This window comes from Brevundimonas sp., assembly GCF_036676055.1.
GTDB lineage: Bacteria > Pseudomonadota > Alphaproteobacteria > Caulobacterales > Caulobacteraceae > Brevundimonas.
In genome coordinates, this window is sequence record NZ_JAKFDS010000016.1 from 61946 (window position 1) to 88523 (window position 26578).

Annotated in this window: 22 protein-coding genes; 12 read left to right on the plus strand and 10 right to left on the minus strand. The window is 69.9% G+C overall.

Annotation, left to right across the window (positions count from 1 at the left end; genetic code table 11):
* Positions 1-3: 3 nt before the first annotated feature.
* Both fliF and V6M45_RS02590 read right to left on the minus strand, forming a co-directional pair.
* Positions 4-1647: a flagellar basal-body MS-ring/collar protein FliF gene (gene fliF / locus V6M45_RS02585; RefSeq protein ID WP_332653786.1), complete on the minus strand. Its 1644-nt coding sequence runs from the start codon at positions 1645-1647 to the stop codon at positions 4-6.
* A gap of 94 nt (positions 1648-1741) precedes the next feature.
* Complete coding sequence (locus tag V6M45_RS02590; protein ID WP_332653787.1) at positions 1742-2602, minus strand: hypothetical protein; 861 nt, start codon at positions 2600-2602, stop codon at positions 1742-1744.
* 56 nt (positions 2603-2658) lie between these two features.
* On the opposite strand from V6M45_RS02590, the gene V6M45_RS02595 reads away from it, so the two are divergent.
* The 3 genes from V6M45_RS02595 to V6M45_RS02605 all read left to right on the plus strand — a co-directional run bounded on the left by V6M45_RS02595 (position 2659) and on the right by V6M45_RS02605 (position 5196).
* A complete protein-coding gene (locus tag V6M45_RS02595) occupies positions 2659-3009 on the plus strand; it encodes a DUF1491 family protein (protein WP_332653788.1) in 351 nt (116 codons plus the stop codon).
* A gap of 118 nt (positions 3010-3127) precedes the next feature.
* Positions 3128-3508: a hypothetical protein gene (locus V6M45_RS02600; RefSeq protein ID WP_332653789.1), complete on the plus strand. Its 381-nt coding sequence runs from the start codon at positions 3128-3130 to the stop codon at positions 3506-3508.
* A gap of 65 nt (positions 3509-3573) precedes the next feature.
* On the plus strand, positions 3574-5196 hold the full coding sequence (locus V6M45_RS02605; RefSeq protein WP_332653791.1) for a DUF1570 domain-containing protein: 1623 nt from the start codon (positions 3574-3576) through the stop codon (positions 5194-5196).
* Between the two features lie 9 nt (positions 5197-5205).
* Here the strand turns inward: V6M45_RS02605 and V6M45_RS02610 are convergent, their stop codons facing one another.
* Positions 5206-5337, minus strand: a complete 132-nt coding sequence (locus tag V6M45_RS02610) for a hypothetical protein (protein WP_332653792.1) — start codon at positions 5335-5337, stop codon at positions 5206-5208.
* Positions 5338-5495: 158 nt separating this feature from the next.
* Between V6M45_RS02610 and V6M45_RS02615 the strand changes: the two genes are divergently transcribed.
* Positions 5496-7127: a peptide chain release factor 3 gene (locus V6M45_RS02615; protein ID WP_332653793.1), complete on the plus strand. Its 1632-nt coding sequence runs from the start codon at positions 5496-5498 to the stop codon at positions 7125-7127.
* Between the two features lie 13 nt (positions 7128-7140).
* On the opposite strand, the gene V6M45_RS02620 is transcribed toward V6M45_RS02615, so the two are convergent.
* Positions 7141-8745 carry a M28 family peptidase gene (locus tag V6M45_RS02620; RefSeq protein ID WP_332653794.1) on the minus strand — a complete coding sequence of 535 codons (1605 nt, stop codon included), beginning with the start codon at positions 8743-8745 and terminating at the stop codon, positions 7141-7143.
* Positions 8746-8947: 202 nt separating this feature from the next.
* Between V6M45_RS02620 and V6M45_RS02625 the strand changes: the two genes are divergently transcribed.
* Positions 8948-10192: a hypothetical protein gene (locus V6M45_RS02625; protein ID WP_332653796.1), complete on the plus strand. Its 1245-nt coding sequence runs from the start codon at positions 8948-8950 to the stop codon at positions 10190-10192.
* A gap of 4 nt (positions 10193-10196) precedes the next feature.
* Here the strand turns inward: V6M45_RS02625 and cysQ are convergent, their stop codons facing one another.
* Positions 10197-10982, minus strand: a complete 786-nt coding sequence (cysQ, locus tag V6M45_RS02630; RefSeq protein ID WP_332653798.1) for a 3'(2'),5'-bisphosphate nucleotidase CysQ — start codon at positions 10980-10982, stop codon at positions 10197-10199.
* 90 nt (positions 10983-11072) lie between these two features.
* Here cysQ and chpT point away from each other — a divergent pair, with 90 nt between their 5' ends.
* The 5 genes from chpT to V6M45_RS02655 all read left to right on the plus strand — a co-directional run bounded on the left by chpT (position 11073) and on the right by V6M45_RS02655 (position 15641).
* Positions 11073-11726, plus strand: a complete 654-nt coding sequence (gene chpT, locus V6M45_RS02635; RefSeq protein WP_332653799.1) for a histidine phosphotransferase ChpT — start codon at positions 11073-11075, stop codon at positions 11724-11726.
* Positions 11727-11824: 98 nt separating this feature from the next.
* A complete protein-coding gene (locus V6M45_RS02640; protein ID WP_332653800.1) occupies positions 11825-12196 on the plus strand; it encodes a response regulator in 372 nt (123 codons plus the stop codon).
* A 4-nt stretch (positions 12197-12200) separates the two neighbouring features.
* Entirely contained in the window at positions 12201-13016 is an 816-nt protein-coding gene (locus tag V6M45_RS02645; RefSeq protein WP_332653801.1) for a CheR family methyltransferase, read from the plus strand.
* A gap of 289 nt (positions 13017-13305) precedes the next feature.
* Positions 13306-15192, plus strand: a complete 1887-nt coding sequence (locus tag V6M45_RS02650; RefSeq protein ID WP_332653802.1) for a M20/M25/M40 family metallo-hydrolase — start codon at positions 13306-13308, stop codon at positions 15190-15192.
* Entirely contained in the window at positions 15189-15641 is a 453-nt protein-coding gene (locus V6M45_RS02655) for a MaoC family dehydratase (RefSeq protein ID WP_332653804.1), read from the plus strand. The genes V6M45_RS02650 and V6M45_RS02655 overlap by 4 nt, the downstream gene beginning before the upstream one ends.
* Positions 15642-15651: 10 nt before the next feature.
* Here the strand turns inward: V6M45_RS02655 and V6M45_RS02660 are convergent, their stop codons facing one another.
* The 4 genes from V6M45_RS02660 to V6M45_RS02675 are packed head-to-tail and all read right to left on the minus strand — an operon-like array spanning position 15652 to position 21545.
* Positions 15652-17199 (minus strand): GNAT family N-acetyltransferase, encoded by a 1548-nt coding sequence (locus V6M45_RS02660; protein WP_332653805.1) that lies wholly within the window; start codon positions 17197-17199, stop codon positions 15652-15654.
* Positions 17200-17255: 56 nt separating this feature from the next.
* On the minus strand, positions 17256-18482 hold the full coding sequence (locus tag V6M45_RS02665; RefSeq protein ID WP_332653807.1) for an efflux RND transporter periplasmic adaptor subunit: 1227 nt from the start codon (positions 18480-18482) through the stop codon (positions 17256-17258).
* A 4-nt stretch (positions 18483-18486) separates the two neighbouring features.
* Positions 18487-20871, minus strand: coding sequence for an ABC transporter permease (locus V6M45_RS02670; RefSeq protein ID WP_332653808.1), 2385 nt, complete (start codon positions 20869-20871; stop codon positions 18487-18489).
* Positions 20868-21545, minus strand: coding sequence for an ABC transporter ATP-binding protein (locus tag V6M45_RS02675; RefSeq protein ID WP_332653810.1), 678 nt, complete (start codon positions 21543-21545; stop codon positions 20868-20870). Before V6M45_RS02675 ends, V6M45_RS02670 begins: the two co-directional genes overlap by 4 nt.
* A 416-nt stretch (positions 21546-21961) precedes the next feature.
* Here V6M45_RS02675 and recA point away from each other — a divergent pair, with 416 nt between their 5' ends.
* Together recA and alaS are read left to right on the plus strand one after the other, a co-directional pair.
* Positions 21962-23044: a recombinase RecA gene (gene recA, locus V6M45_RS02680; RefSeq protein WP_332653812.1), complete on the plus strand. Its 1083-nt coding sequence runs from the start codon at positions 21962-21964 to the stop codon at positions 23042-23044.
* A 265-nt stretch (positions 23045-23309) separates the two neighbouring features.
* Positions 23310-25973 carry an alanine--tRNA ligase gene (alaS, locus tag V6M45_RS02685; RefSeq protein WP_332653813.1) on the plus strand — a complete coding sequence of 888 codons (2664 nt, stop codon included), beginning with the start codon at positions 23310-23312 and terminating at the stop codon, positions 25971-25973.
* Here alaS and V6M45_RS02690 read toward each other — a convergent pair whose 3' ends face one another.
* Positions 25974-26531: a DUF2939 domain-containing protein gene (locus tag V6M45_RS02690; protein ID WP_332653815.1), complete on the minus strand. Its 558-nt coding sequence runs from the start codon at positions 26529-26531 to the stop codon at positions 25974-25976.
* Positions 26532-26578 lie beyond the last annotated feature (47 nt).

A 26578-nucleotide genomic window follows, 5' to 3' on the forward strand; every position in this document is an offset into this window, starting at 1 on the left:
CCATCAGCCTTCGTGCACCCAGCTGCGGAGGATGGAGGTCGACTCGTCAGGATGCTTCTCGACGAAGTCGGCGACCTTCTTGACCGAGGAGGCCTTCACCTGTCCCTCGATGCGGGCGATGTCGAGCCGCTGCTCCATTTCGGACGGGCCGCCCGGGCCGGTCAACTGGGCCAACTGCCCGCCGCCGGTGGCCATCATGGTGGTCTGCAGCGGCGTCACCGACATGCCGCCGGGGCCGGCCAGCTGGGGTTGCCCCCCGCCGCCCGTGGCGGTCTTCAGCAGCGGACGCAGGACGAAGAAGATCAGCAGCACGCCGGTGATCAGCAGGACCAGCAATTCGACGCCGCGCATCAGGTCGTTCTTGGTGAAGTTGAACAGCGACGAGCCGGCCTCGACCCCGCCGACGGCGGCGATGTCGCGGTTGAAGCGCAGGGCGGTGACCTGGACGACGTCGCCGCGTTCGGCGTCGAAGCCCACGGCCGCCTTGACCAGGGATTCGATCTTGGCGCGGTCCTCTTCCGACACCGGGGTGTAGGTGGGTTCGCCGCCCCCCTGGGCGGGCGGGCCGTACTTGCCGTCGACGGCCACCGCCACCGCCAGCTTCTTGACCTCGCCGGCCTCCTTGATGGTGGTCGTGGTGGTGTTGGATATCTCGTAGTTGGTGGTCTCGGTGTTCTGCGTATCGCGCGAGCCGATCGGGGTCGCGCCGGGGGCCTCGCCGCCCGGGATATTGTTGGTCGCCGTGGCGCCGCCGTCATCGACGCCCGTGGTGTCGGCGCTCTCGGACCCGTTCATCGAGGTCGAGCGAACCACCTGGCCGTCGGGATCGAAGCGCTGTTCCTGGGTGGTCGAGCGGCTGTGATCGATATCGGCGGTGACCTGGACGCGGGCCGCGCCGACGCCGACGACACCCTCGACGATGTCCTTGATGCGCGCCTGCAGCTGGGCCTCGGTCGAGGACTTGGCCTCTTCCGCCGAGGCGGCGCTGAAGCCCGCGCTGTCCGAGCCGGCGGCGAGGGTGCGGTTGGCCGTGTCGGTCAGGGTGACCTTCTCCGGCTTCAGATTGGGCACCGAGGAGGCGACGACGTTGCGGATCGACTGGACCTGGGCGCCGCTGAGGGTCCCGCCGGTGACGCCGACGACCACGGCCGCGGTCGGATCGGCGGCGGCGGTCTGGAACAGCTGCCGCGACGGCAGGGCGATCATCACCCGGGCCGAGGTGATGCCGCGCATGCTCATGATGGTGCGCGCCAGCTCGCCCTCGAGGGCGCGCTTCTCGTTGAGGTTCTGCTGGAACTCGGTCTGCCCCAGCACCGACTGGTTGTCGAAGATCTCGTAGCCGACGCTGCCAGAAGTCACGAGGCCCTTGCCGGCCACCAGCAGGCGCGCCTCGCCGACCTGGTCGCGGCTGACGAAGATGGTCGAGCCGTCGCCCTTCGAGGAATATTTGATGCCGGCGCTGTCCAGAGCCGTGGTGATCTCGGAGGCCTCGCGCAGGTCGAGGTTGGAATACAGCAGGGCGTCGGGGGCCTGGCCGATGCGCAGCATAACGGCCACCAGCACCGCCGCGACGCCGGCGGCGACGCCCAGCACCACGGTCAGCCGACCGATCCCGAATCTCTGCAACGCCGCCGTGAAGCCGCCCACGCGTCCCCGCCCCGATACTCGCGGGAGACCGAACACGCCCGCCAGGCAGAAAATGCCGGGCGCGTGGTAAACGACCCGTTAAGGACGTTCAGACTTACAGCGCGCCCATGTCCATGAAGGCGCGGCCGGCTGCGAAATCGCCGGCTTCGAAGCGAGCGGCGGCCACGCTGCCGTCACGGAAATGGAACTCGACGAGGAAGGTCTCGCGCGGATCGAGCCGGGCGAGACGGTCGGAGGCCGAGGCAGGGAAGCGCCAGGCCTCGCCGGCGGTGCGGCCCTCGGCCAGCAAGGCGGGGGCGGCGGCGGAGACGCCGGTGGCCCAGACGCTGGCCCGTGTCGACGCCGGCGCCAGGCCGCCGCGGGACACCCATGCCCGGGGGGCCTTCGCCTCGTCGCGGAACACGAGGCGGACCGCGTTCGGGCGCGATCGGCCGACGAAAGACACGACCGCCGTCAAGGCCGCGGCCTCCCCCGCCTCGCCATAGCCGAAGGTCACGGGCGTGGCTCCAATCCGCGAAGCCTGCATCAGGCGCCAGCCCGGCCGCGACCAGGCGTTTCGGTCGGCGATCCACGGGCGGCGATCGCCCGGAAAAGTCATACGTGGGGTGCGCGCCCAGCCGGAAAAGGCGCCGTCGACCCGGTCGCGCACGACGGCCAGCTGCGGGTCCCTGCACGCCACGACGGCGGCGCGCGAACGGGCCCGGGCGGCGACGGCGTTGAGATCGGCTTCGGCCGCGCCGGAGCGCAGGGCGGCGCCCCGGGCCTGGGCCGTGGCCGCGGTCAGGGCGGCGCCGACCGGATCGTCGAACAGGCCGCAGCGGGCATCGGCGGCGACGACGAAGGCGCGCTCATAGTAGGTTTCGGCAGGGCCCGCCCATGCGTGCCCCGGCGTCGCCAGCACGGCGGCGGCGAGGAGGACGGCTTTGGCGGCGGAGGCGTTCTGCCCTATCGTCATGCCCCGCACCCTACGCATCACGCGTTCCGGTCCGGTTTCCGATCAGGGTTAGCGAATTGCTTCTTTCCACCGACCTGTGGGTGTCCGCCCTGATCCGCCGCGCCGAGCTGGCCGGCGCCTTCGCCACGGTCGCGCGCAAGGGCGACGCGCGGGCGGGCACGGTGATCGTCAAGGCGTTCGACACGTCGAACCGGAAGGCCAGACTTTATAGTGAGGCGTTCGGGCCGGACGGCGAGCGGCTTTGGATGCAGCCGGTTCAGAGCGAGTTCGAGAGCGATCTGGATGAGTATCTCCAGCGTCAGATCGGTTACGACCCGGACCTCTGGATCGTGGAGATCGAGGACCGCGAGGGGCGGCACTTCATCACCGAGAAGGTGGCGGAGCCCGAGAACAAACCCGGGAGTTAACGGCCCGGCGGCTGGTGCGAAATCCTTAACGACGTTCGGGAACGGAACCTCAAGCCAGGGCGCCTATGGTCATGCGTAACGGGTCGGAATGAGCCCGGTGTGATGGTGGGTGAGCCGAATGCTCTTTCTTCTGAACGACGTCGTGTTCGACCTGGACGAGGCCTGCCCGGTCACGCCCGGCGACGCGCGCCGTTTCGAGAAGCTGGACTTCGACTATGTCCTCTCGCTGGGCTGCGAACTGTTCGCCGAGGACCCGCTGCTGCACCACAACGATCCCGAGCGGGCCCGCCGTCTGGCGTGGTTGATCCATGACCGTTCGCCGGACGTCAACGCCGCCCTGTTCGCAGCCCCGGCGGCCGGCTGCGACCCGGACCTCGTCGAGCCGCAGTTCTGCGCCCTGCCCGATCCGGTGATGCGCCAGCTCAAGACCCGCGCCTCGAAAGGCAAGCTGGACGCGGTCGCCGCCGACAAGGCGGTGTGGATGCGGCTGGCGGCCTGATCCGCGCGGCTTGTGTGACGGCCGCAGCCAACGGTAGGTTGTCCCTCTGGATGGAGGGGGCTCCAATGTTCATCGGTTTCATCAGGACGCTGGCGTTGGGGCTGGCGCTGCTGGTCGCGTGCGCCGCCGGTCCGGTTCACGCCGAATGGCGCAAGGCCGAGACCGAACACTTCGTTGTCTACGGCGACACCCCGGAGCGGGACATCCGCGCCTTCGCCCAACGGATCGAGCGCTTCGACGCCCTGCTTCGCACCTATTATCCGATCAAGACCGACTACCAGTCGCCGAAGCTCGAGATCTACCTGGCGCAGGGCCAGCGCGACATGAACCGGGTCTATCCCGGCATCGGCGGTGGCGTCGCCGGCTTCTATTCCTCGAACAGCGGCCGAATCTACGCGGTGGTGAACACCACGGTGGTGACCGGCGACGTGGTCCTGTTCCACGAATACGCCCACCATTTCATGTTCCAGATGGGTTCGAACGCCTATCCGTCGTGGTTCGTCGAAGGGTTCGCGGAATATTACGCCACGGCCGAGGTCGAGCACGGCCGCATCCAGTTCGGACGCCACCACCCCGGCCGAATCCTGGCGCTCAATCAGGGTGCGAACAGCTGGGCGAAAATGGAGGACGTGCTGAAGTGGCGCTACACGCCCTCGGGCCGTTATCCGGCCTATCTGTATTACGCCCAGGCCTGGGGCATGACCCACTACTTCATGAGCACGCCGGAGCGGACGGAGATTCTGCGCCAGTACCTCGCCGCCGTCGTCCGGGGCGAGGATTCCGCCGCGGCGATGCAGGCCGCGTCCGGGCGTTCGCTCGAGGCCTTGCAGACCGATGTACGCCGTTATCTGTCCGGCGCGATCAACATCTGGACGCCGCAGATCACCCTGCCGACGCCGGAGGTGACCGTCGCCGCCCTGACTCCCGCCGAAGCGGACCTGGTCTGGCTCGACATCCGGCTCGACAACATCGACGTGATCGAACTGCCCGAGGAAGAGGACGGGCAGACGCGCAAGTCGGAGGCGCAGAAGGCGCGCGAGGCGCAGGAGCGGGCGGAGGAACGCGCGAAGCTGATCCGCGACGCCCACGCGGCCGCCGCGCGCCACCCCGGAGACCGGATGGCGATCCTCGTCGCCGCCCGGGCGCATCGCCTGTCGTTCGACCCAGCGGCGGCGCTGACGGCGCTGGAACCCCTGATCGGCCCGCAGTCGACCGACGGCGACGCCCTGAGAGTGGCCGCATGGGCCCTACTGGACCAGGCCGGCAAGGAGGCCGACCCCCAGGCCACCCTCGCGCTGAAACGTCAGGCCAGCGGCTATCTGGCGCGGTCCATGGACGCGGAGCCGCTGGATTTCCGCACCTACCTGGGCCTCAACGACGTGCGGCGCGGACTGGAGACCTATCCGAGCGACAATGACCTCGCGACCCTGCTGGCGGCAGTCGGACTGGCTCCCCAGTCCTTCGAGGCGCGGATGCGGCTGGGGACGGCCCTGATGTCGCGCGGGCGAAACGCCGAGGCCGTGGAGTTTCTGCTGCCGGTCTCCAACAGCCCGCACCGCAGCATCTACACCCGCCGCGCGCGGGAGATGATCGCCGCTGCTCGCCAGGCCATGGGCCAGACGGTCGAGACCTTCGACGCCCCGCCGGAGGAGGCGGCGACGGAGGGCGGGCCCGACAGCGCGAACTGATCCGGCGCCCTAGACCAGCACGTTGAAGACCACGTGCACCACGGTCGCGCCGAGCACGATCAGGCCGAAGCCGACGATCAGGCTGAGGGCGGGGTGCGGACCGCCCTCGGGCCGCGGGTCGACGGGATGGTTGAGCGCCATGGCCGTTCCTTCCGTTTCCACGGCGGCGACCGATTGCGTGACCGGTCGTCTCGCCTGAACGGACGATGACTCCAAAAACCCTGTCTGGCGAGGGGGTATTCACATCGGGTGACATCGGGCCGCGTCCGCGGTAACTCCCGCCGCCCAACGGATCGAACATGTCGAAGCTCACTCTCGAACAGGAGGCCCTGCGCCGCAGGACCTTCGCCATCATCGCGCACCCCGACGCCGGCAAGACCACGCTGACCGAGCACATCCTGCTGGCCGGCGGGGCCATCCGCGCGGCCGGCGCCGTGCGCGCGCGCGGCGAGAACCGGCGGACCCAGTCGGACTGGATGAAGATCGAGAAGGAGCGCGGCATCTCCGTCTCGGCGTCGGTCATGACGTTCGAGCACGACGGCAAGATGTTCAACCTGCTGGACACGCCCGGTCACGAGGACTTCTCGGAAGACACCTACCGCACCCTGACCGCGGCCGACTGCGCCATCATGGTGCTGGACGCCGCCAAGGGCATCGAGCCCCAGACGCTGAAGCTGTTCGAGGTCTGCCGCCTGCGCGACATCCCGATCATCACCTTCATCAACAAGCTGGACCGCGAGGCCCAGGACCCGATGGCCCTGCTGGATGAGATCGCCAGCCGCCTGCAGCTCGACCCGGCCCCGATCTGGTGGCCGGCGCAGAGCGGCAACCGCCTGCGCGGCATGGTCGAGATGGGCACCGGCCGGTTCCAGCCCTACGCCCGCAAGCCCGCCGGTTCGGCCGAGGACGTACCCCACCCCGAGGCCCTGCCGCTGGCCGAGGCCGCACAGTATTTCGAGGAAGGCGAGCACGACGCCCTGCTGGAGGCGCAGGAATTGGTCGAGGGCGGCTATCCGGCCTTCAATCGCCAGTCCTTCCTCGAGGGCCATCTGACCCCGGTGCTGTGGGGCTCGGCCCTGCGCCATTTCGGCATCGACGAGCTGCTGGCCGCGATCGGCGAGTGGGCTCCGCCGCCCAAGGTGATGAAGGCCCACAAGGCCGCCCCGGCCGGAACACGCAACGCCGCGGAGCCGGTGGCGATCACGGTGGCGCCGGGCGAGGCCGAGGTCACCGGCTTCGTCTTCAAGGTCCAGGCCAATATGGACCCCAACCACCGCGACCGCATCGCCATGTTCCGCATGGCTTCGGGCAGGTTCCAGCGCGGCATGAAGCTGAAGGTCCAGAACACCGGCAAGCAGCTGTCGGTGAACGCCCCCATCATGTTCTTCGCCAGCGACCGCGAGCTGGCCGAGGACGCCTATGCCGGCGACGTCATCGGCATTCCCAACCACGGCGTCCTGCGCGTCGGCGACAGCCTGTCGGAGAGCGGCCTGATCCGCTTCGCCGGCCTGCCCAACTTCGCCCCCGAGATCCTGCAGCGCGTCCGGGTCAAGGACCCGCTCAAGGCCAAGCACCTGAAGAAGGCGCTGGATGGCCTGGCCGAGGAAGGCGTGACCCAGCTGTTCCGCCCCGAGATGGGCAGCGACTTCATCGTCGGCGCCGTCGGCCAGCTGCAGTTCGAGGTCATGGCCGACCGCCTGGGCGAGGAATACGGCCTGGAGGTTCTGTTCGAGCCCTCGCCGTTCGCCGAGGCCCGCTGGATCGGCGGTTCGAAGGCCGACCTCGAGGACTTCATGGGCAAATATCGCGGCCAGATGGCCCGCGACATCGACGACGACCCGGTCTTCCTCGCCAAGTCGAGCTGGGAGACCGGCTATGTGATGGAGCGCTTCCCGAACGTGGCCTTCACGAAGACGAAGGAGCGGGGCTAGCCCGTTCCTGCCTTCAGGGCCGCGTCGCCTTCGGCTCGTCCGGCGCATAGCGCTGGCCAATCGGACTGTCGGCATACCAGCGCGTCTCGGGTCCATCGGCGAGGGCGCGAACCAGATCGTGGGCCAACCGGGCAAAGCGCGCCCCCGCCTCCCAGTTGAACGGCAGGGTCAGGTCATCGTTGGGCTGGTGATAGCGGCCGCGGTAGCGCGCCTGGGCCTCCTCGTCGCCGCCGCTGCTCATGACGAGATAGACCGCGGGGACGCCGCGCCGGACGAAGCTGAAATGGTCCGTCCGGTCAAAAATCTGGGTCGGCGGCATGTCGTCCCGACCGGCCCTGATGCCGTTGGCGGCGGCGACAGCCTCAAAGGCAGGGCCGATCGTCGAATGCCAGCCGCCGTAGGCGACGGCCTCGGGAAGGTCGTGCAGCGGAATTCCGCCGTCGATGTTCACGACTCCCGCGACGCGGTCGCAGACCGGAAGGCCCTGCGCCGCCAGATAGTCCGAGCCGAGCAGCCCGAGTTCCTCTCCCGTCGTGGCCACGAATAACACGGGACGCCGGGGCCGCACGGCCGCCATGGCCCGGGCCATCTCGATCATGACGGCGACCCCCGAGGCGTTGTCGAGAGCCCCGTTGAAGATCCCGTCGTCGCCGGCCACGGACGCATCGACGCCGAGATGGTCGAGATGGGAGGTCACCAGAATGCATTCGCGCGCCACGGCCCGATCAGTTCCGCTGACCATGCCGACGACGTTCGGGCTGGAGAAGCGTCGCCAGCGATTTTCGGATTCGATCGTCATGCGTGAGGCCAGCGGGAAGGCCGGCAACGGCTCGCCCCGGGCGGCGAGGGCTTCGATTCCGGCGAAATCGACCAAGGCGCCGTCGAGGGCGTGGGCGGCGGCCACGCTGTCGAGCATAGCCGAAAAGCGCATCGGGACCGGTCGGTAGGGCTCGCCGTCGTCCTGGAGCCAGTTGAAGAAGGGCTGGGCGAAGGCCGACCGCCAGTCCCCCCAAGTCATGCCGTCCGCCGCATCGCCGGGCCGGATGGGGACAAGCCCGGCCGCCCCGCGGGCCCGCGCCGCCTCCCCCCGGGCTTGCGAAAGGCGGTCGGCCTGATCCGGCGTAAGGCTCCCGGGCGCCGCATCATAGTAGAGGACCGCCTTTCCGCGAACGTCGAGGCCCCGATAGTCGTCGATGCCGAGGTCCGGATCGGCCAGGCCATAGCCGACGAACACGGCCCCGCCGCTCCAGGTCTGGACGCCTTCTCCCGAAATCGCCGCCAAGGCGTGCTCCCCCAGCGGAAATCGCCGCTCGCCGATGGTCAGCCGGGGCTCGGGGGCGACGTTTGGCGTGCGCTCGACCAGCGGCGCCGGCTGATACCAGCCAGCCGGAGCGGCGGGCACGAGCCCGGCGGCGTGAAACTGCGTGGCGACGTAATGCGCAGCAAGGTCGAAGCCCCGTGTCCCTGTTCCCCGCCCCTCGAGCCGATCGTCGGCGAGGAACTCAAGGTGCGCCCGGATGGAGTCCGCCGAGAAGTGGCGATCCTCCGGCGAGGCCGGAACGGGGCCGGCCGAAAGCAGTGGGACGGCGAAGGCGGCGGAGACGACGAGATCGAGCATGCAGGTTCGCTCCTGTGCGGACGTCGGCAGTCATCCGGCATTTCCGGCGGCTTGCAACTGAAACCGGTGCGCGCGGGCGCCCGGCGGACCTGGTTCAAAACACCTCAGCGCCAAGCCGAACCACCGTCGCGGCGCTGCGTTTGCAATGGCAGCGAGAGGGACGGCTGTCAGTCCCGAAGCGGGACGGAGCGCGGGTCACCCCATGTTCGAATTCGGCCGGGACCTGAGGAAGCTGTTCGACAAGGCGCGCGAAAGCGACGACCTCGGCTGGCTGGAGCTGATCGGCGCCGATCTGGTCGAGGCCGAGGCGCGCCGCGAGGCCATCGACGCCGGCCGGGTGTCGTGCCTCCGTCCGTTCGAAAGCTGGCTGCGCGCCTCGGCCCTGTGGCGCGAGCACGCGCGGCGCACCGGCCGGCGCGAAAGTCTCGATCGGGCGGCGAAATGCGCCTCGGATGCGGCCCGACACACCAGCACCCCGGACCAGACCGCCGCGGCGGCCATCGAATCCGGTGAAATTCACCTGCTGCGGTTCGACCTGTTCGGCGGCCCGGCGACCCTGACGGCGGCGCTGTCCGACGCCCAGTCCCTGACCGCCGAACGGCCGGCCACCCGCGCGGCGGCGGCGGCGCTGCACGCCCGGCTGTGCGCCCGGCGGGCCCGGTTGTCGGGCCAGCCCTCGAACCTTCTGGACGCGGCGGCCCTGCTGGATGCGGCCCTGCACGGCGCCCGGGTCCTTCCGCCCGCCGCCGGGGACGAGCTGCGTCTGGACCGGGCGGCGCTGGCGCTCGAAGCGGGCGTGGCCCGGCGCGACGCACGGCTGCTGGACCAGGCCGGCCGGGATCTGCGCGCCCTCGTCGAGAGCGCCTCGCCCGACTACCGGCCCCTGACCCGGGCGCGGGCCCTCGCCCTCGCCGGCGCCGGGCTGATGGCGCTGGCGGAGCTGGCCGGGAATGACGCGGCCCGGATGCAGGGGCGCGAGCTGTTCGACGCCGCCGCCGACCAATTCACGCCCGACCACAGCCCGCTGGACTGGGTGGCCGTGCGGCTCGCCCAGGCGCGCGACGACACCCCCTTGCTGCAATTGTCCGAGGTCGAGGCGCTGAGCCGCGAGCCCGGCCTGATCGTCGGCGCGCTCGCCCGGGAGCGCCGGCTGGCGGCCGAGGCAGGCCTGGCGGAGGCCATGGCCGACATCAGAGCCCTGACGGGTCTGGAAGCGACCATTCGCCGCCGTCTGGCGAACGCGGTCCGGACCGAGCCGCTCGATTGGGCCGCCGACCAGATCGGCATGGCCCGCGTGGCCATGGCTCGGGGACGGTTGACCGGGACCGAGCCGCGCGCCGTCGGACTGATGCTGGCCGAGGCGCTGGAGACGGCCCGCGAATGGGGCGCCCCGGCGCTGATGCAGAGGGCGGTGCTGGCGACCCCTGAGCCGATCACCCGGCCCTGAGCGCCTAGCCCCCGAGCGCCACAAAGCCGCCGTTGGCGAAGCACGACTTGCCATAGCGCAGCGGCTGGCCGTCCTCGGCCATGACGCGGCCGCCGGCGGCCTCGAGCACGGCCTGCCCCGCCGCCGTGTCCCATTCCGAGGTCGGGCCGGTACGCGGATAGGCGTCGAAGCGCCCCTCGGCGATGAGGCAGAATTTCAGCGACGAATCGGTGCCCTGCCACTGAACGCAGCCGTGGCGCGAGGCGAGACGCTCGGCCTCCACGTCGGTCATGGAGTGGCTCATCACGGCCATCGGAGAGGCCGGCCGGTTGCGCACCTTGATCGCCTGCCAGCCCTCGCCGAAGCGACGGCGGAAGGCGCCCGCGCCGGGCTTGCCGCTGCGCCAGGTGGTAGCCGTCGCCGGCGCGGTGACGACGCCGGCGACCACCGATCCCTTGTGCACCAGGGCGATGTTGACGGTGAAGCTCTCGCGGCCCTCGATGAAGCCGCGGGTGCCGTCCAGCGGATCGATCAGCCAGAACCAGTCGGCCGCCTCGGCCGGGACGCCGTCGGCGGCTACGGCCTCCTCGGCCACAGTCTGGATGCCGGGATACAGCGCCTCCAGCCGATCCAGAATCAGGGCCTCGGCCTCCTGGTCGGCGCGCGTGACGGGGCTGTCGTCGGCCTTGGCCTCGACCGTCACCCCGTTGCGCCAGTAGGGAAGGATGACGCGGGCGGCGTCCTCGGCGATGTCGGCCAGCGCCTCGGTCAAGGCGCCCGAGGCCAGGTCGGCGGTCAATCGTTTGCTCATGGGCGCTCCGATAGCCCATCGCGACGGTTTGAAGAACCGGCAAATCAGGGCAGCGTCCGCGCGACCGATCACCTGTTGTTTTCGAGCCCGATGACCGACACCGCCCCCGCCTCCCCCCTTCCCGACGGCCAGGCCCTGGCGGCGCTGATCGCCGGCAAGCTGTGCCACGACTTCATCAGCCCGGCCGGAGCCATCAGTTCCGGCCTGGACCTGCTCAAGGACCCGACCGCCCAGGACATGCGCGACGACGCCATGGGCCTGATCGAGGCCAGCGCGAGGAAGATGGTCGCCCTGGTGGCCTTCGCCCGGGTCGCCTTCGGAGCCTCGACCTCGGCGGAGCGATTCTCCGGCGCCGAACTGGGCGAACTGGTCGCCGGCCTGACCGAAGGCGGGCGGGCGACCCTGGAATGGCGGGCCGATAGCGGCGACTATTCGAAGGCGCAGGCCCGGACATTGGTGAACCTGGCTTACCTGACCGCGGCGGCCCTGCCGTCGGGGGGGGCGGCGGTGATTTCGACCCGGCGGAGCGAGACGCTGGAGATCAGCGGCGTGGCCGAGGGCGCGCGGGCCCGGCTCAAGCCGGAAGCCGTTGCAGGCCTCGCCGGCCGCCCGTTGGCCGAGGGCCTGCCCGGGCAATGGATCCAGCCTTACTGGCTGTGGCTGACGGCGCGGGACGCCGGCGGATCGCTGGCTGTCGAGACCGACGAGGGCCGCGTCGCCCTGACTGTCCACATGCCTAACTGAGCCTTAAGCCGCTTTCCCAAGGACTCATTAACCGGCGCGCGGCGATGATAGGAACAACGCACACGCGGGCGTTGTACGTCTGTTCCGGAACCCAGGCCTTGACCCCCAGAACCTGCCTGATCGTCGACGACAGCCGGATCATCCGCAAGGTCGCCCGCCGCATCGTCGAGGGCCTCGGATTCGAGGTCGACGAGGCCGCCGACGGCTCCGAGGCCCTGACCTTCTGCGCCGGCGTCATGCCCGAGGTCATTCTGCTGGACTGGTCGATGCCGGTGATGGACGGGCTGACCTTCCTGCGCCGTCTGCGGACCCTGCCGGGCGGGACCGGACCCAAGGTCCTGTTCTGCACCATCGAGACACGCGCAGAACGCATTGCCGAGGCCCTGTCCGCCGGGGCGGACGATTATGTGATGAAGCCGTTCGACGGCGAGATTCTGACATCGAAATTCGCCGAGGTGGGGGCCGTCTGAACCCATGTCGCCGGAAGCCTTCGACCGCCTCCAGTCGCTGATGGCGTCGCGCGCCGGGTTCCGGCTGACGCGCGACCGGATGAAGCTGGCCGAGCATCGTCTGGGCCCCCTGGCCCGGCGTGAGGGGTATGAAACCGTCGACGCCCTGCTGGCCTCGCTGTGGGCCAAACCGGTGGCGGCCCTGGGCTGGGCGGTGATCGAGGCCCTGTTGAACCCCGAGACCTGGTTCCGCCGCGACCGCGCCACCTTCGACACCTTCGCCGGCGAGCTGCTGCCCGCCCTGTCGGCCGCGCGCAGCGGCGCCCCGGTCAAGGTGTGGTCGGCGGGCTGTTCGACCGGCCAGGAGGCCTGGTCGCTGGCCATCGGCGCACTCGACGCCGGCTTCCCGGTCGAGATCATCGGCACCGACCTGTCGCAGCGGGCGCTCGAGAAGGCCCGCTCCGGCGCCTATACCGGCTTCGAGATCCAACGCGGCCTCAAGGCCGGCGTCATGCTGGCCTGGTTTGACCAGCACGAGGACAGCTGGATCGCCCGGCCCGAGCTGCGCGCCGCGGTCCACTTCGCCCGCGCCAACCTGCTGGACCCCCCAGCCGACGACCACCGCTTTGACGTCATCTTCTGCCGCCACGTGCTAGGGGACATGGAGCCGGCGCGGCGCGGCCAGGCGCTGGACAACCTTGAGCGGCGGCTGGTCGACGACGGCTGTCTGTTCCTTGCGCCGGACGAACGTCCCGACGGCGACAGCCTGGCCTTCCGCCCGGTGGCCGGCCGCCCGGGACTCTACGTCAAGACGCCTGCGGCCCTGAAGCGGGCGGCCTGACCTCTACCGTCCACGCGAACGGTCGACCGGCGCCTGACGGCGGGCCTTGCACAGGCCGCACCATTCGCCGCCGGGACGACGCCGGTCCGGTCGCCAGCGATGACGGCGACAACGCCACTGTCTGATCAGCGCCTTCAGTGTGTCGAACATCGACCGCCTCCCGCCCGGGCCGATAGCGGTCAGGGCTTAACGAAATCCTGCGCAAGGCGATGACCGGGCGGCGCCCCTGCGCAGGTGACGGGCCCGCCGCCCCCGTCTAGGGTTCCCCGGTCATCGGGGAGGATGTCTCATGCGGCTGTTGTGGCTGATTGGGTCGCTGGCGCTGGCGCTGCTGATCGGGGTCGTGTCGCTGCAGGTTCCGGCGCCCATCGGCAGCGACGCGCCGGCGACCGCCTTTTCGGCGGGGCGGGCCATGGCCGATGTGCGCGAGATGGCCCGCCGGCCGCATCCGGTCGGTTCCGCCGACCACGCCCGGGTCCAGGCCCTGCTGCTTCAGAGAATGGCCGATCTGGGGCTCCAGACCTCGACCCAGACAGGGCCGATCTCGCGCGGGTCGGCGCGCTATCTGCGGCGCATGGGCGGCGATCCCGAGGCCGCGAACTTCACCGCGACCAATCTGATCGGCGTGTTGCCGGGTCGCGACCCGGCCCTGCCCGCCGTGGCCCTGATGGCCCACTATGACACCGTGCCGACGTCGGCCGGGGCGGCGGACGATTCGACCGGTGTGGCGGCGGTGCTGGAGACCGTGCGGGCGATCCGGGCGCGCGGCCGGGCGGACCGGACGCTGGTGGTGCTGTTCACCGACGCCGAGGAGATCGGACTGGACGGCGCCCGGGTCTTCTGGGGCGGCCATCCCCTTCGCGATCGCATCGGCGCAGTGATCAATCTGGAGGCGCGCGGCGGCGGCGGCCGGGCCATGATGTTCGAGACCGGGCGGGGCAACGCCGAAACCATCGCCCTGTTCGGCCGCGCCGGCGTGCGCGCCGACGGCGGCGTCACCTCCAACTCGCTGGCGGTCTTCGTCTATGAGCGGATGCCGAACGGCACCGACTTCACCATCCCGCGCGACCGCGGCGTCCAGGGCCTGAACCTGGCCTTCATCGGGCGGCCGGCGCAGTACCACGGCGACTCGCCCCCCGAGGCCCTCGATCGCGGCGCCGTCCAGCACATCGGCTCGCAGACGCTGGAGAGCGCGGACGCCCTGTTGCGGGCGCAGGCCCTGCCGGCCCGGACCGTCAACACCGTCTACGCCGACCTGTTCGGACGGGTGATCCTCAGCCATCCGCCGGCCGCGGGCTGGGGCCTGCTGGCGCTGGCGGCCGGACTGCTCTCGGCGGCGGCGTGGCGCGCCCGGAGCCGGGCGGGGTTGACCCTGGCCGAGGTCGGCCGGGGCGCGGTCGACGGTCTCTGGTTCACGGCGGCCGGTCTGGTCCTGACCCAGGCGGTGCGGACGCTGGCCGGCCGTGCCGACGGCGCCGAGGGCTATTACACCCTCCTGGCCCGCCTGCCGTGGATGGAGGCCGGCGCGGCCCTGACGGTCCTCGCCCTGATCATGGCCGTGCTGGGCGGCCGCGCGCGTCCCGACCGGCGCGTGACCGCCTTGGCCCTTGCGGCCGCCGCTGTCGCGGCCCTCGCCCTTGGCGGCTTCGACAACCCGATCGTCATCGGGGCCTCGCTCGTCGCCATCGGCCTGTCGCTGGCGCCGGGGCTGGCGGCGCGGACGACATGGGGCGGCTGGATCGGCCTGATCGCCCTGGTGCTGGTCGTCGGACTGGCGGCCCAGGCGGTCGCGCCCGAGGCCGCCTTCCTGTTCCTGTGGCCCGGCCTGGTCGCGGCGTTTGCAGCGGCGCTGACGGCCTTCCTCGACCCCGGCCTGACCCGGGCCAGGTCGCTGGCGCCCATCGCGATTGCGGCGACACTCGGCGGCGGCTGGCTGATCGGCCTGTCGCACCCTGTGTTCCTCGGCGTCGGCCTCGATCTGCCGGGCGTGCTGGTGCTGATGGGCCTGCTGGCGCTGATGCTGCTTCGCCCCCTGTCGCCGGAGCGCGGCGTGGCGAGGCCGTGGTTGATGGCGGCCCTGGCCGTGCTGATCCTCGGCGCCGCCGTCTCCGGCTGGTCCCAAATCGCCAGACCTGCGTCGGTCGAGCCGCCCGCCGCAGAAGGAGCCCGAAGATGACCGGCAAGCTCTACTTCGAGGACCTTCACCTCGGTCAGACCTTCACGACCGGGTCCGTCAGCGTGACCGCGGACGCGATCAAGGCCTTCGCCCGCGACTTCGACCCCCAGCCCTTCCATCTCGACGAGGACGCCGCCCGCGACAGCCTGTTCGGCGGACTGGCGGCCAGCGGGTGGCATACAGCGGCGCTGAGCATGCGGATGCTGGTCGACGGCCTGCCCATCGCCGGCGGCCTGATCGGGGTGGGCGGCGAGACCACCTGGCCGCGCCCGACCCGGCCCGGCGACACGCTGACGGTTCACATCGAGGTGCTGGAGATCACCCCGTCGAAGTCGCGCCCCGACCGCGGCATGGTCCGCACCCGCAACGAGACCCGCAATCAGAACGGCGAACCGGTGCAGATCTCCACCCTCGGCATCGTCGTCTGGCGCCGCCCTGCCGCAGGCTGAGTCCGGGGCGTCAGCCGCCGTCGGTCCACACCGTCTTGTACAGGTCGAAGCGACGGTCGCGCAGGTTGCGCACCGTGCCCTGCGACTTGGCCCAGGCCAGATCCGACAGGTCGAGGTCCGCCACCGTCACCGTCTCGACGTTCTCGCTGGCCTCGGCCGCCACGCCATCTCTCGCGAAGGGGAAGTCGCACGGCGTCAGGATGCAGGACTGGGCGTACTGGATGTCCATGTTCTCGACGTTCGGCAGATTGCCGACATTGCCCGAAAGGGTGACGTAACACTGGTTCTCGATGGCCCGCGCCTGCGAGCAGTAGCGGACCCGCAGATAGCCCTGACGGTTGTCGGTGCAGAAGGGCACGAACAGCAGCCGCGCGCCCTCGTCGACCAGACGTCGGGCCAGCTCCGGGAACTCGGAATCATAGCAGATCAGCACCCCGATCGGCCCGCAGTCGGTGGGGATGGCCTGGACCCGATCGCCGCCCTTGATGTTCCACCAGTGCCGCTCGTTGGGGGTCGGGTGAATCTTCTCCTGTTCGTGCACCGAGCCGTCGCGCAGGAACACATAGGCGACGTTCTGGATGTCCCCATCCTCGGTCTGCGTCGGATGCGAGCCGCCGATGATGTTGATGTTGTACTCGACCGCCATCTTCCTCAGCGCCTCGACGAAGCGCGGCGTGTAGCGGGTCAGGGCCTCGATCGACTCCACCGGGGTCAGCTTCTTCGACTCCAGCGACAGCAGCTGCAGGGTGAACAGTTCGGGGAAGACCACGAAGTCCGAGCGGTAGTCGGAGGTCACATCGACAAAATATTCGATGTTGGAGATGAACTCCTCGAAGCTGGCGACCTTGCGGGCCTGCAGCTGGACCGTCGCCACACGCACCGTCTCCTTGACCGCGAAGGCTGCGCCGCGACCATGCGTCTCCGCATAGTAGGGATTGCGCCACACCATGTGCGCCGCATGGCCCATCGAGGCGGTGTCGGAGGTCAGATAGTTCTCCAGCACCCCGATCGGCTCGAAGCCCGAGCGCATGTGAAAGCCGATCACCGGGTCGTTCAGCTTGCGCGCCGTGACCGCGTCCAGATAGTCGCGCGCGTCCGGGTAGGCCGCCTTGCGCCGCGCCAGTCCCGGCATCCGTCCGCCGAAGACGATGCCGCGCAGGTTCTGGGCCTCGCACAGGTCGCGGCGGGCGTCATACAGGCGCTGGCCGATGCGCAGTCGGCGCCGGTCGGGATCGACGCACACCTCCATGCCGTAGAACCAGTCGCCCAGCGGATCGTGCCGCGCCGCATAGCCGCCGCCGGTGATCTGGGTCCAGGTGTGCGGCGACATGGCCGTCTTCTCGTCGATGCGGAAGCCGGCGGCGTAGCCGACGATCTCGTCGTCGAACTCGACCACGAACTGGCCGTCCGGATAGGCCGCGATCTGGCCGCGCAGCATGCCCGGCGTATAGGCCGGCATGTCCTTGTAGACCTTGGCCACCAGGGCCACGATCGCCGGCACGTCTCCGAGCCGGGCGTTGCGGATGTTGAGGACGGCGGGCTTGGAGGGTTTTGTCATGGGCCCTGAACGCACGGCGACGGTTGGGGATCAACCCCGAAGGGCGCCGAGGCGCTTCATCTCCGCGCCGCCTGGGACGACCGCGCGTGTACCGCTGCGCCGTCCGAAATCGACTGCCCCGGATGGAGCACCACCCGTTCCCCCGGCCCGAGTCCTGAGCGGACCTCGGCGAATTCCCCATTGTTCTGACCGATCTCGACCCGCCGCAGGCGGGCTCGGCGGCCTTCCACCCTGAATACCGCCCAATGGCCCTCGTCGCGGAACAGGGCCGACACGGGCACCCGGACAACCCTTTCGGCCTGCCAGACCGTGATCGCCACCTCGACCCGATAGCCATGCCCGACCGCCGCCCAGGCCGCGGGAGGGTTGACGGGATCGATCACCACATTGACCCGCTGTTCCTCGACCCCCAGGGCCGACACCTTGAGGAAGCCGTAGGGCTCCACCTGCCGGACGCCGCCCTGAAGCGCCGGGCCGCCTCCCCAGGCGTCGATCACTGCCGGCGCGCCCGCCGAAATCCGGGCCGCATCGCTCGACAGCAGTTCTGCGACCACTTCCAGATCCCCGGGATCGCCGATCTCGATCACTGGCGCGCCCTGCGCGACGACGCTCTCGCTCTCCTGCAGAACCCTCAGGACCCGCCCGGAGACGGGCGCCCTAATGGCCACGGTGCGGGCGCCTGAGCCTGTCGCCGCCGGCTCCGCCAGACGCGCGCGCGCCGCCTCGAGCGCCGCCTGCCGCACGCCCACGCCCGCCCGGGCGTTCCCGACGGCCGCCGCGGCGGTGCGGACGTCAAGGCGGGCGCGGTCAACGGCGCTCTGCGACGCGATCTGCGCAGCGAACAGGGTTTCCGCCCGGTCAGCCTCGATCCGGGCATACGACAGCCGGGCTTCGGCGCCGTCCAGCTCGGCCCGCGCCAGCGCAAGGGCGGCTTCCGCCGAGCGCACCCCGGCCTGAATCTCCTGGCGGGACCGCTCGTCGACGAAAACCGCGGGAGCCGGCTGGAGGACTGCGATCACCGCCCCGGCCTCGACCCGCTCCCCCGCGCGGTTGCCGATCCGGAGCAGCCGGCCCGAGACGGGCGCGGACACCACATAGACGTCCCGCGCCCGCGTCCGCGCCTCGTCGCGAACCGCGACCGTGAGAGGGCCCCGGGTGATCTCGCCGATGTCCACCTGGACCGGCTGCGGGCGGAAGGCGACGACCAGCAGCGCCGCCAGCGCCAATACGACGCCAACCCAGAACAGCGTCCGGAATTTGGGTTTGAACCGGCTTGTGTTCACGACGCTATTCTCCGGTCTTCAAGGCTTCGGCCAGGTCGAGCCGGTCGATCTGAAGTCGCACCATCAGACTCGCCGCGACGGTGATGGCCAGCACCACCGCCCCGGCGATGCCGAAGGTCGCGGGCGCGACGGCGAAGGGCAGTCGGAACAGGTCCGAACTCATGGCGCGGGACAGATACCAGGCGAGGGCCGCCCCCGCCGCCGCGCCCAGCGGCAGGGCGAGCAGCGTCAGGAACGCGACCTCGCCGAGCAGTATGTAGGACACGTCGGCCCGCGAGAAGCCGAGCACCCTCAACGAGGCCAGTTCCCGCTGGCGCTCGGCGAAGGAGATGCGCACCGTGTTGTAGACCACGCCCGAGGCGATCAGGCCGGCGAAGAAGAAGAAGGTCAGGACGGATCGGCCGAGATTTTCGTCGAGCATGGCGGCCAGGCGTTTGACGGCGTCCGCCTGCAGACCGACGCCGACCACAGAGGGGGTCTCCTTCAGGCGGTCGTAAAGGCTCCCGGTCCGGTCGGCGTCGACCGTCAGCCAGGCTCCCGACACCAGCGCCCCTTCTTCCAGAGCCCTGTTCAGGTCCTCGATCCGCATCCGCGCCCCGGAGCCGACATAGCTGGCGGGGACGGCCGAAACAGGCAGCACCAGCAGCGGCCGACGGCCTTCCGTAACCTGCGCCTCAACAATGTCGCCGGGCTCGACCTGAAGCTTCGCGGCCAGATCGCCGGACAGGACCAGGCCGCCGGGATGCGGCTGGACCGGCCGGTTTTCCGTGTCGACCATTCTCGACAGGGTCCCGTCCAGCGGCGCGCCGGTGATCACCGCCCGCTCCTCGCGCGCCCCGTGGCGAAATCGAACCGGCACGACGCGAAAAGGCTCGGCCGCCAGCACGCCGCCCTCGCGGGCGAGGCTGAACAGGGCGGCGCGGGACCGGGGCTCGACGAAGCTCACCGACACATCGTGGGGGTTCGACACGGTGAAACTGGAATCGATCATCACCCTGATCCCGTCCATCATCGACAGGGTGCCGATCAGGAGGGCTCCGGAGGCCGCGATCCCCGCCACGGTCAGGGCCGCGCGCCAGGGCCAGCGGGCGATCTGGCGCAGGATCATGCGCGATTGCTGGTCCAGCACCTTCATCCGGGTGATCCACGCCCCGGCGGCCCTGGAATAGTCAGGCGGGGGCGCGGGAGTCATCGCTTCCGCCGGGTTCAGGGCGGCGGCCCGCCTCACGGCCAGCGCCGCCCCGCCGATCACCGTCAGCATGGCCACACCGACCACGGTGGCGTAGTCGGCCGGGTCCGCCTGGAAGAGCAGAAAGGGGAAGCGGTAGTATTCCATGTATAGCCGGGCCATGGCCTGGCCGAGCCAGATTCCCGCCGCGCCGCCGATCAGAACCCCAGTGGCTGCGATCACGGCGACGAGCTTCAGATAGTGGCCGATGATGTCGCGATCCCGGTAGCCGAAGGCTTTCAATAGCCCGATGCCCGAGCGCTGAACGGCGATCAGCCGCGAGATCACGACGTTGACCAGAAAGGCGGCCACCAGCAGGAAGACCGGCGGCAGCACCCGTCCCATGGTCGCCAGCTGGTCGATCTCGCTGGACAGGAAGGCGTCCGAGATCTGGTCCGCGCGACCGTAGGCGCCCGGAGCCCCGTAGGGCTCCAGCAGCCGGTCCAACCGGTCGATCACCGCCGGCTCCGACGCGTCGCGCGACAGACGCACCACCGCCTCGTTGAAGGCCTCGTCCTGGTTGACGGCCTGCGCCAGGGCGCTGCGTCGCATCCACAGAACGCCGAACAGCCGGTCGTCGGGCACGAACTGGCCCGGACCGATGGCGTAGACATGCTCCGGCGACAGGGCGATCCCGACCACCACCAGGCGCCGACGACCGCCGTAGAGGGTCACCGGAACCGTGTCGCCGATCCCGAGCCGGTGGGCGTCGGCGAAGGCCTGGAGAACCACCGCCTCGTCCCTCTGTCCCGCGAGCGGAAGTCGGCCGCGAACCAGATGGAGCCGGTTGACCGCAGCCTGGCCGGTGTCCGGCAGGGATAGAACTTCGCCCGAAGCGGGCGCGCTCATCCCCTCCATGGCGAAGAGCGCCGGGACCCGGATCCGGGTCGCCGCGGCCTGGACGCCCTCGATCGCCCGAATGTCCTCGATAAGTCGCTGCGGCGCCCGCACCGTCGGCGCCCAGACGTCGGCGAACAGGTTGCGTTCGTAGTAGGCGCGGCGGGTTTCCTCCAGCGAGCTCAGCATGCCGGCGGCGAGCAGATGGACGGCGACGCCTCCGGCGATGACGAAGGCGATGGCGAGGGCCTGGGTCTTCATGCGCCAGAGTTCGCGCGCCAGCTTGCGGTCCAGCGCGCCCATCCAGGCCGGCAGGCGGTTCACCAGGAAATCTCCCCGGGAGGCCGCTTGTCGGCGTTCTCCCGGACCTCGCGCACCCGCCCGTCGGCGAAAATCACCACCCGGTCGGCGATGCCGGCGATGGCGGCGTTGTGGGTGATCAGCAGGGTCGTGGCGCCAAGGGTGTCGTTGACCGTCTTCAGCGCCTCCAGCACCCGCACTCCGGTGGCGGAGTCCAGCGCGCCCGTCGGCTCGTCACAGAGCAGGACGGACGGTTGCTTGGCCACGGCGCGCGCGATCGCGACGCGCTGCTGCTCGCCGCCGGACAGCTGGGCGGGGAAGTGATCGAGACGGTTCTCCAGCCCGACCATGGCCAGGGCCTCTTCGGGACGCAGCGGCGCCTCGGCGATCTCGGTGACGAGGGCGACGTTCTCGCGCGCGGTCAGGCTCGGCATCAGGTTGTAGAACTGGAAGACGAAGCCGACATGTCGGCGGCGGTACTCGGTCAGCTGCCGCTGGTCCGCCCGGCTGATGTCGTCGCCCCGGAACAGCACCTGTCCGCTGGTCGGCGTGTCGAGCCCGCCGAGGATGTTCAGGAAGGTCGACTTGCCGCTGCCCGAAGCGCCCAGCACCACGACGATTTCCCCGTCCGGCAGATCGAGGTCAACGCCGCGCAAGGCGTGAACCGCCGCCGGGCCGGAGCCGTAAACCCGGGTCACGGCGCGCGCGCGGAAGCATGGCGGATCCCCTGATGCCGCACGCGTCTCGCCCGAGCCTGTCATCGGCGGGGCCGGCGCCCACGGTCGCCTGACGCGCGTGATTGTCTCGTCGACTTTGACATGAGGGAAGGCATCCGCAGCGGTCTTCGCACCATGGCGGCGAAAGAGGCGAGTGCCTGTGATCTGGATCAAGCCCGGCTGTAATGCGGAGCCTCGGGGCGCCGCCTTAGTCCTAAGACGGGCCGCTTACGTCAAAATCGGACGTACCCCGACGCTCTCCCGAAAAGAACATATTGGCAACCGGAACAAACCATGCACATATCCCTGCTCACAGGGAGCGGGTCACGGTCATTGGGCCGAAGGCGGGCCTCTCCCCCGGGTACCGAACGGGAATCATGGCAAGGGAGAGTGGCAAGGTGGCGGCACAGGCGAATCTGAAATTGGTCAGCAGGGACGACGGCGACAAGCAGCGGGCTCTTGAGGCGGCGATCGCCCAGATCGACCGCGCCTTCGGCAAGGGCTCGGTGATGAAGCTCGGCAAGAACGGCCTGACCGAAGCCATTCCGTCGGTCTCGACCGGCTCGCTGGGCCTCGACATGGCGCTCGGCATCGGCGGCCTGCCGCGCGGCCGGGTCATCGAGGTGTTCGGCCCCGAAAGCTCGGGCAAGACGACCCTGGCTCTCCACACCGTGGCCGAGATTCAGAAATCGGGCGGCACCGCCGCCTTCGTCGACGCCGAGCACGCGCTGGATCCGGGCTACGCCCAGAAGCTGGGCGTCAACCTCGACGACCTGCTGGTGTCCCAGCCCGACACGGGCGAACAGGCGCTTGAGATCGTCGACACCCTGGTGCGCTCGGGCGCCGTGGACATCGTGGTGGTCGACTCCGTCGCCGCCCTGACGCCGCGGGCCGAGATCGAGGGCGAAATGGGCGACAGCCTGCCCGGCCTGCAGGCCCGTCTGATGAGCCAGGCGCTGCGCAAGCTGACCGCCTCGATCAACAAGTCGCAGTGCATCGTCCTGTTCATCAACCAGATCCGCCACAAGATCGGCGTCATGTACGGCTCGCCGGAAACGACGACGGGCGGCAATGCGCTGAAATTCTACGCCTCGGTCCGCCTCGACATCCGCCGCACCGGCGCGATCAAGGACCGCGACGAGGTCGTCGGCAACACCACCCGGGTCAAGGTGGTCAAGAACAAGGTCGCCCCGCCGTTCCGGGAAGTCATCTTCGACATCATGTACGGCGAGGGCATCTCCAAACTGGGCGAGATCATCGACCTGGGCGTCAAGGCCGGCATCGTCGAGAAGTCGGGCAGCTGGTTCTCCTACGACAGCCAGCGCATCGGCCAGGGCCGCGAGAATGTGCGCGCCTTCCTCAAGGCCAATCCCGACGTCGCCGACTCGATCGAAAAGGCCGTGCGCGCCTCGACCAACAAGATCGCCGAGGAACTGCTGGGCACGCCCGAACCGGACGAGGGCCAGGACCTCGAGGGTTAGGACATCCGAGCGGACGGTCCGGACGGTTCGGACGGTTCGGACGGTGTTTTCGGGTTTTACCCGGACGAAATCCCCCCTTCTCCGGCCGGGTCCGCCGACCCGCCACCGACCCCGACGGGCCGGGCCGGACGGAGCGGCCGCTCGACCCCCACCCGGGTCGGGCGGCCTTTTTTCGTCAGGGGCCGATCACGGCCGGGTGATGCTTTCGGGCCGAAAGCCCTATATGACGCCCGTTCCTTTTCGCCTTCCCGATTGACCGCGCGCCATGTCCAGCCTGAACCAGATCCGCTCGACCTTCCTCGACTATTTCGCGGCCGATGGCCACGAGAAGGTCCAGTCGGCTCCGCTCGTGCCGCAGAACGACCCGACCCTGCTGTTCGTCAACGCCGGCATGGTGCCCTTCAAGAACGTCTTCACCGGTCAGGAGACGCGGGCGATCAAGCGCGCCACCAGCTCGCAGAAATGCGTCCGCGCCGGCGGCAAGCACAACGACCTCGACAACGTCGGCTATACCGCGCGCCACCACACCTTCTTCGAGATGCTGGGCAATTTCTCCTTCGGCGACTACTTCAAGGAGCACGCCATCGAGATGGCGTGGAACCTCGTCACGAAAGAGTTCGGCATCCCCGCCGACCGGCTGATGGCCACCGTCTATATAGACGACGACGAGGCCTTCGACCTGTGGAAGAAGATCGCCGGCCTGCCCGAGAGCCGCATCACCCGCATCGCCGGCTCGGACAATTTCTGGTCGATGGGCGACACCGGCCCCTGCGGTCCCTGCACCGAAATCTTCTACGACCACGGCGACCACATCTGGGGCGGCCCTCCCGGCACGCCGGAAGAGGACGGCGACCGCTGGGTCGAGATCTGGAACCTCGTCTTCATGCAGTTCGACCAGGCCGCCGACGGCAGCCGTAGCCTGCTGCCGAAGCCGTCGATCGACACCGGCGCGGGTCTTGAGCGGGTAGCCGCCGTGCTGCAGGGCGTGCATTCCAACTATGAGACCGACCTCTTCCGCACCCTGATCGCGGCCTCGGAGCACGAGACCAACACGGCCGCCGAGGGCGACCGCGCCCCCAGCCACCGGGTCATCGCCGACCACCTGCGCTCGTCGTCCTTCCTGATCGCCGACGGCGTCACTCCCTCGAACGAGGGCCGGGGCTACGTGCTGCGTCGGATCATGCGCCGGGCCATGCGCCACGCCCACCTGCTGGGCGCCGCCGACCCGCTGATGCACCGGCTGGTGCCGACCCTCGTGCAGGAAATGGGCGAGGCCTATCCCGAACTGCGCCGCGCCCAGGCCTTTATCGAGGACACGCTGAAGCAGGAAGAGATTCGTTTCCGCACCACCCTGGGCCGCGGCATGGGCCTGCTGGAGGACGCCTCGCGCGACCTCGGCGAGGGCGGCGTGCTGTCCGGCCAGACGGCCTTCACCCTGTACGACACCTACGGCTTCCCGCTGGACCTCACCCAGGACGAGGCCCGCCGGCGCGGCTTCACCGTCGACACCGAGGGCTTCGACGCAGCCATGGAAGAGCAGCGCAGCCGCTCGCGCGAGCACTGGACCGGTTCGGGCCAGACCGCCTCGGCCGGCGAATGGCTGGCCCTGCGCGACCGCCTCGGGCCCACCGTCTTCACCGGCTATGACGCCGTCGAGGGCTCGGGCGAGGTGCTGGCGATCGTGGAAAGCGGCCAGTCGGTCGATCAACTGGGCGCCGGCGAGACCGCCGAGGTGCTGTTCGACCAGACTCCCTTCTATGGCGAGGGCGGCGGCCAGGCCGGCGACAAGGGCGAGATCGAATGGACCGACGCCACCGGCCAGCAGGGCTCGGGCGTGGTCCTCGACGTCCAGAAGCACGCCGGCGACCTGTTCGCCCACCGTATCGAGATCAGCTCGGGAACCCTGGCGATCGGCGCCCGGGTACAGCTGCGCGTGACGGCCGACGCCCGCCTGACCACCCGCGCCAACCACTCCGCCGCCCACCTGCTCCACAAGGCCCTGGCCAATGTGCTGGGCGGCCATGTGGCCCAGAAGGGCCAGATGGTCGACGCCGAACGGCTGCGCTTCGACTTCAGTCACAACGCTCCCGTCACCGAGGACGAGCTGGCCCGGATGGAGGACGAGGTGAATGCCGTCATCCGCCAGAACCTTCCGGCCGAGACGAAGATGATGGCGCCGCAGGAGGCCATCGAAGCCGGCGCCGTGGCCCTGTTCGGCGAGAAATACGGCGATGAGGTCCGCGTTCTGACGCTGGGCCGGTCGCTGACTGAGGCGGACAAGCCCTATTCGGTCGAACTGTGCGGCGGCACCCACGTCGCCCGCACCGGCGACATCGCCCTGTTCAAGATCGTGTCCGAGAGCGGCATCGCCGCCGGGGTGCGCCGCATCGAGGCCCTGACCGGCGAGGCCGCGCGCCAGTATCTGCTGGCCCAGGCCGGCGTGACGAAAAAGCTGGCCCAAGGCTTCAAGGTTCAGCCCGCTGATGTCCCCGCGCGGGTCGAGGCCCTGACCGGCTCGGTGCGCACGCTGGAGAAGCAGGTCGCTGACCTGAAGAAGCAGTTGGCCCTCGGCGGCGGCTCCGGGGGGAACGCCGCACCGGAAGAAGTCAACGGCGTCAAGCTGATCGCCCGGGTGCTGGACGGCGTCGACGGCAAGGGCTTGCGCGGCGTCGCCGAGGACTTCCGCAAACAGGTCGGCTCAGGCGTCGTCGCCCTGATCGGCGTCACTGAGGGCAAGGCGGCGGTCACCGTCGCCGTGACCTCGGACATGGCCGGCAAGGTCAATGCGGCGGACCTCGCCCGTGCGGCCGTGCTGGCGATGGGCGGCCAGGGGGCGGGCGGCAAGCCCGATTTCGCCCAGGGCGGGGCTCCGGATGGGTCGAAGGCCGAGGACGGCCTGTCGGCGGTCAGGGCGGCGTTGGGCGGCTGATCAGGCCGTCTCGCCACTCTGGATGTCGACGGCGGCCAGCTTCCACGCGAACAGGCCTCGGCGTTCGAGGATCAGCGCCAGCCGCTGGTCCGGATGGTCGCGGTCGGTCAGGGTGACGGCGAAGGCGTTCAGGTCACGATAGCCCCAGGCCTGATGGATGTCGTCGTCATCACGGGCATCGCCCGGCTCCGGCTGGTCGCGCACCGTGGGATCAGGAGCCTCGGCCGTAGTGACCATCTGGGCCACCACCTCGGGCGTGACCGCGGCGTCGACAGCGCCCGACAGGAGCATCGGGGCGAGCATCATTCCCAGCCCGCCGAGACTGCTCTCCGCCACGCGCGGGTCGCGCCGCATGTGGGCGGCCAGCTCCGCGGTCAACTCGTCCTTCAGGCTCTGGCGCAGGGCCGGGAAGTCTACCAGCTGTTCGATCCGGTCGGCGTCGCCGGCCTTTGCGGCCCGGATCAGCGCCTGGGCTGCGAACACGGGGGCGGCGGCCCAGGCGATGGCGAATATGGCGACAGCCGCGACGGCGAAGCCGACGACGAGTTTCTTGATCATGATACCCTCTGGCGTCGAAACGCCTCCCCACGGCTACGGTTGCCGCG

Excerpts from the sequence above, each read along its gene's own strand:
- V6M45_RS02615 (WP_332653793.1), top strand. The coding sequence starts at position 5,496 with ATGTCGAAGCTCACTCTCGAACAGGAGGCCCTGCGCCGCAGGACCTTC.
- V6M45_RS02645 (WP_332653801.1), top strand. The coding sequence starts at position 12,201 with ATGTCGCCGGAAGCCTTCGACCGCCTCCAGTCGCTGATGGCGTCGCGC.
- V6M45_RS02620 (WP_332653794.1), bottom strand. The coding sequence starts at position 8,745 with ATGCTCGATCTCGTCGTCTCCGCCGCCTTCGCCGTCCCACTGCTTTCG.
- chpT (WP_332653799.1), top strand. The coding sequence starts at position 11,073 with ATGACCGACACCGCCCCCGCCTCCCCCCTTCCCGACGGCCAGGCCCTG.
- V6M45_RS02605 (WP_332653791.1), top strand. The coding sequence starts at position 3,574 with ATGTTCATCGGTTTCATCAGGACGCTGGCGTTGGGGCTGGCGCTGCTG.
- alaS (WP_332653813.1), top strand. The coding sequence starts at position 23,310 with ATGTCCAGCCTGAACCAGATCCGCTCGACCTTCCTCGACTATTTCGCG.
- V6M45_RS02690 (WP_332653815.1), bottom strand. The coding sequence starts at position 26,531 with ATGATCAAGAAACTCGTCGTCGGCTTCGCCGTCGCGGCTGTCGCCATA.
- cysQ (WP_332653798.1), bottom strand. The coding sequence starts at position 10,982 with ATGAGCAAACGATTGACCGCCGACCTGGCCTCGGGCGCCTTGACCGAG.
- V6M45_RS02660 (WP_332653805.1), bottom strand. The coding sequence starts at position 17,199 with ATGACAAAACCCTCCAAGCCCGCCGTCCTCAACATCCGCAACGCCCGG.
- V6M45_RS02590 (WP_332653787.1), bottom strand. The coding sequence starts at position 2,602 with ATGACGATAGGGCAGAACGCCTCCGCCGCCAAAGCCGTCCTCCTCGCC.
- V6M45_RS02625 (WP_332653796.1), top strand. The coding sequence starts at position 8,948 with ATGTTCGAATTCGGCCGGGACCTGAGGAAGCTGTTCGACAAGGCGCGC.
- V6M45_RS02650 (WP_332653802.1), top strand. The coding sequence starts at position 13,306 with ATGCGGCTGTTGTGGCTGATTGGGTCGCTGGCGCTGGCGCTGCTGATC.
- V6M45_RS02610 (WP_332653792.1), bottom strand. The coding sequence starts at position 5,337 with ATGGCGCTCAACCATCCCGTCGACCCGCGGCCCGAGGGCGGTCCGCAC.
- V6M45_RS02655 (WP_332653804.1), top strand. The coding sequence starts at position 15,189 with ATGACCGGCAAGCTCTACTTCGAGGACCTTCACCTCGGTCAGACCTTC.
- V6M45_RS02600 (WP_332653789.1), top strand. The coding sequence starts at position 3,128 with ATGCTCTTTCTTCTGAACGACGTCGTGTTCGACCTGGACGAGGCCTGC.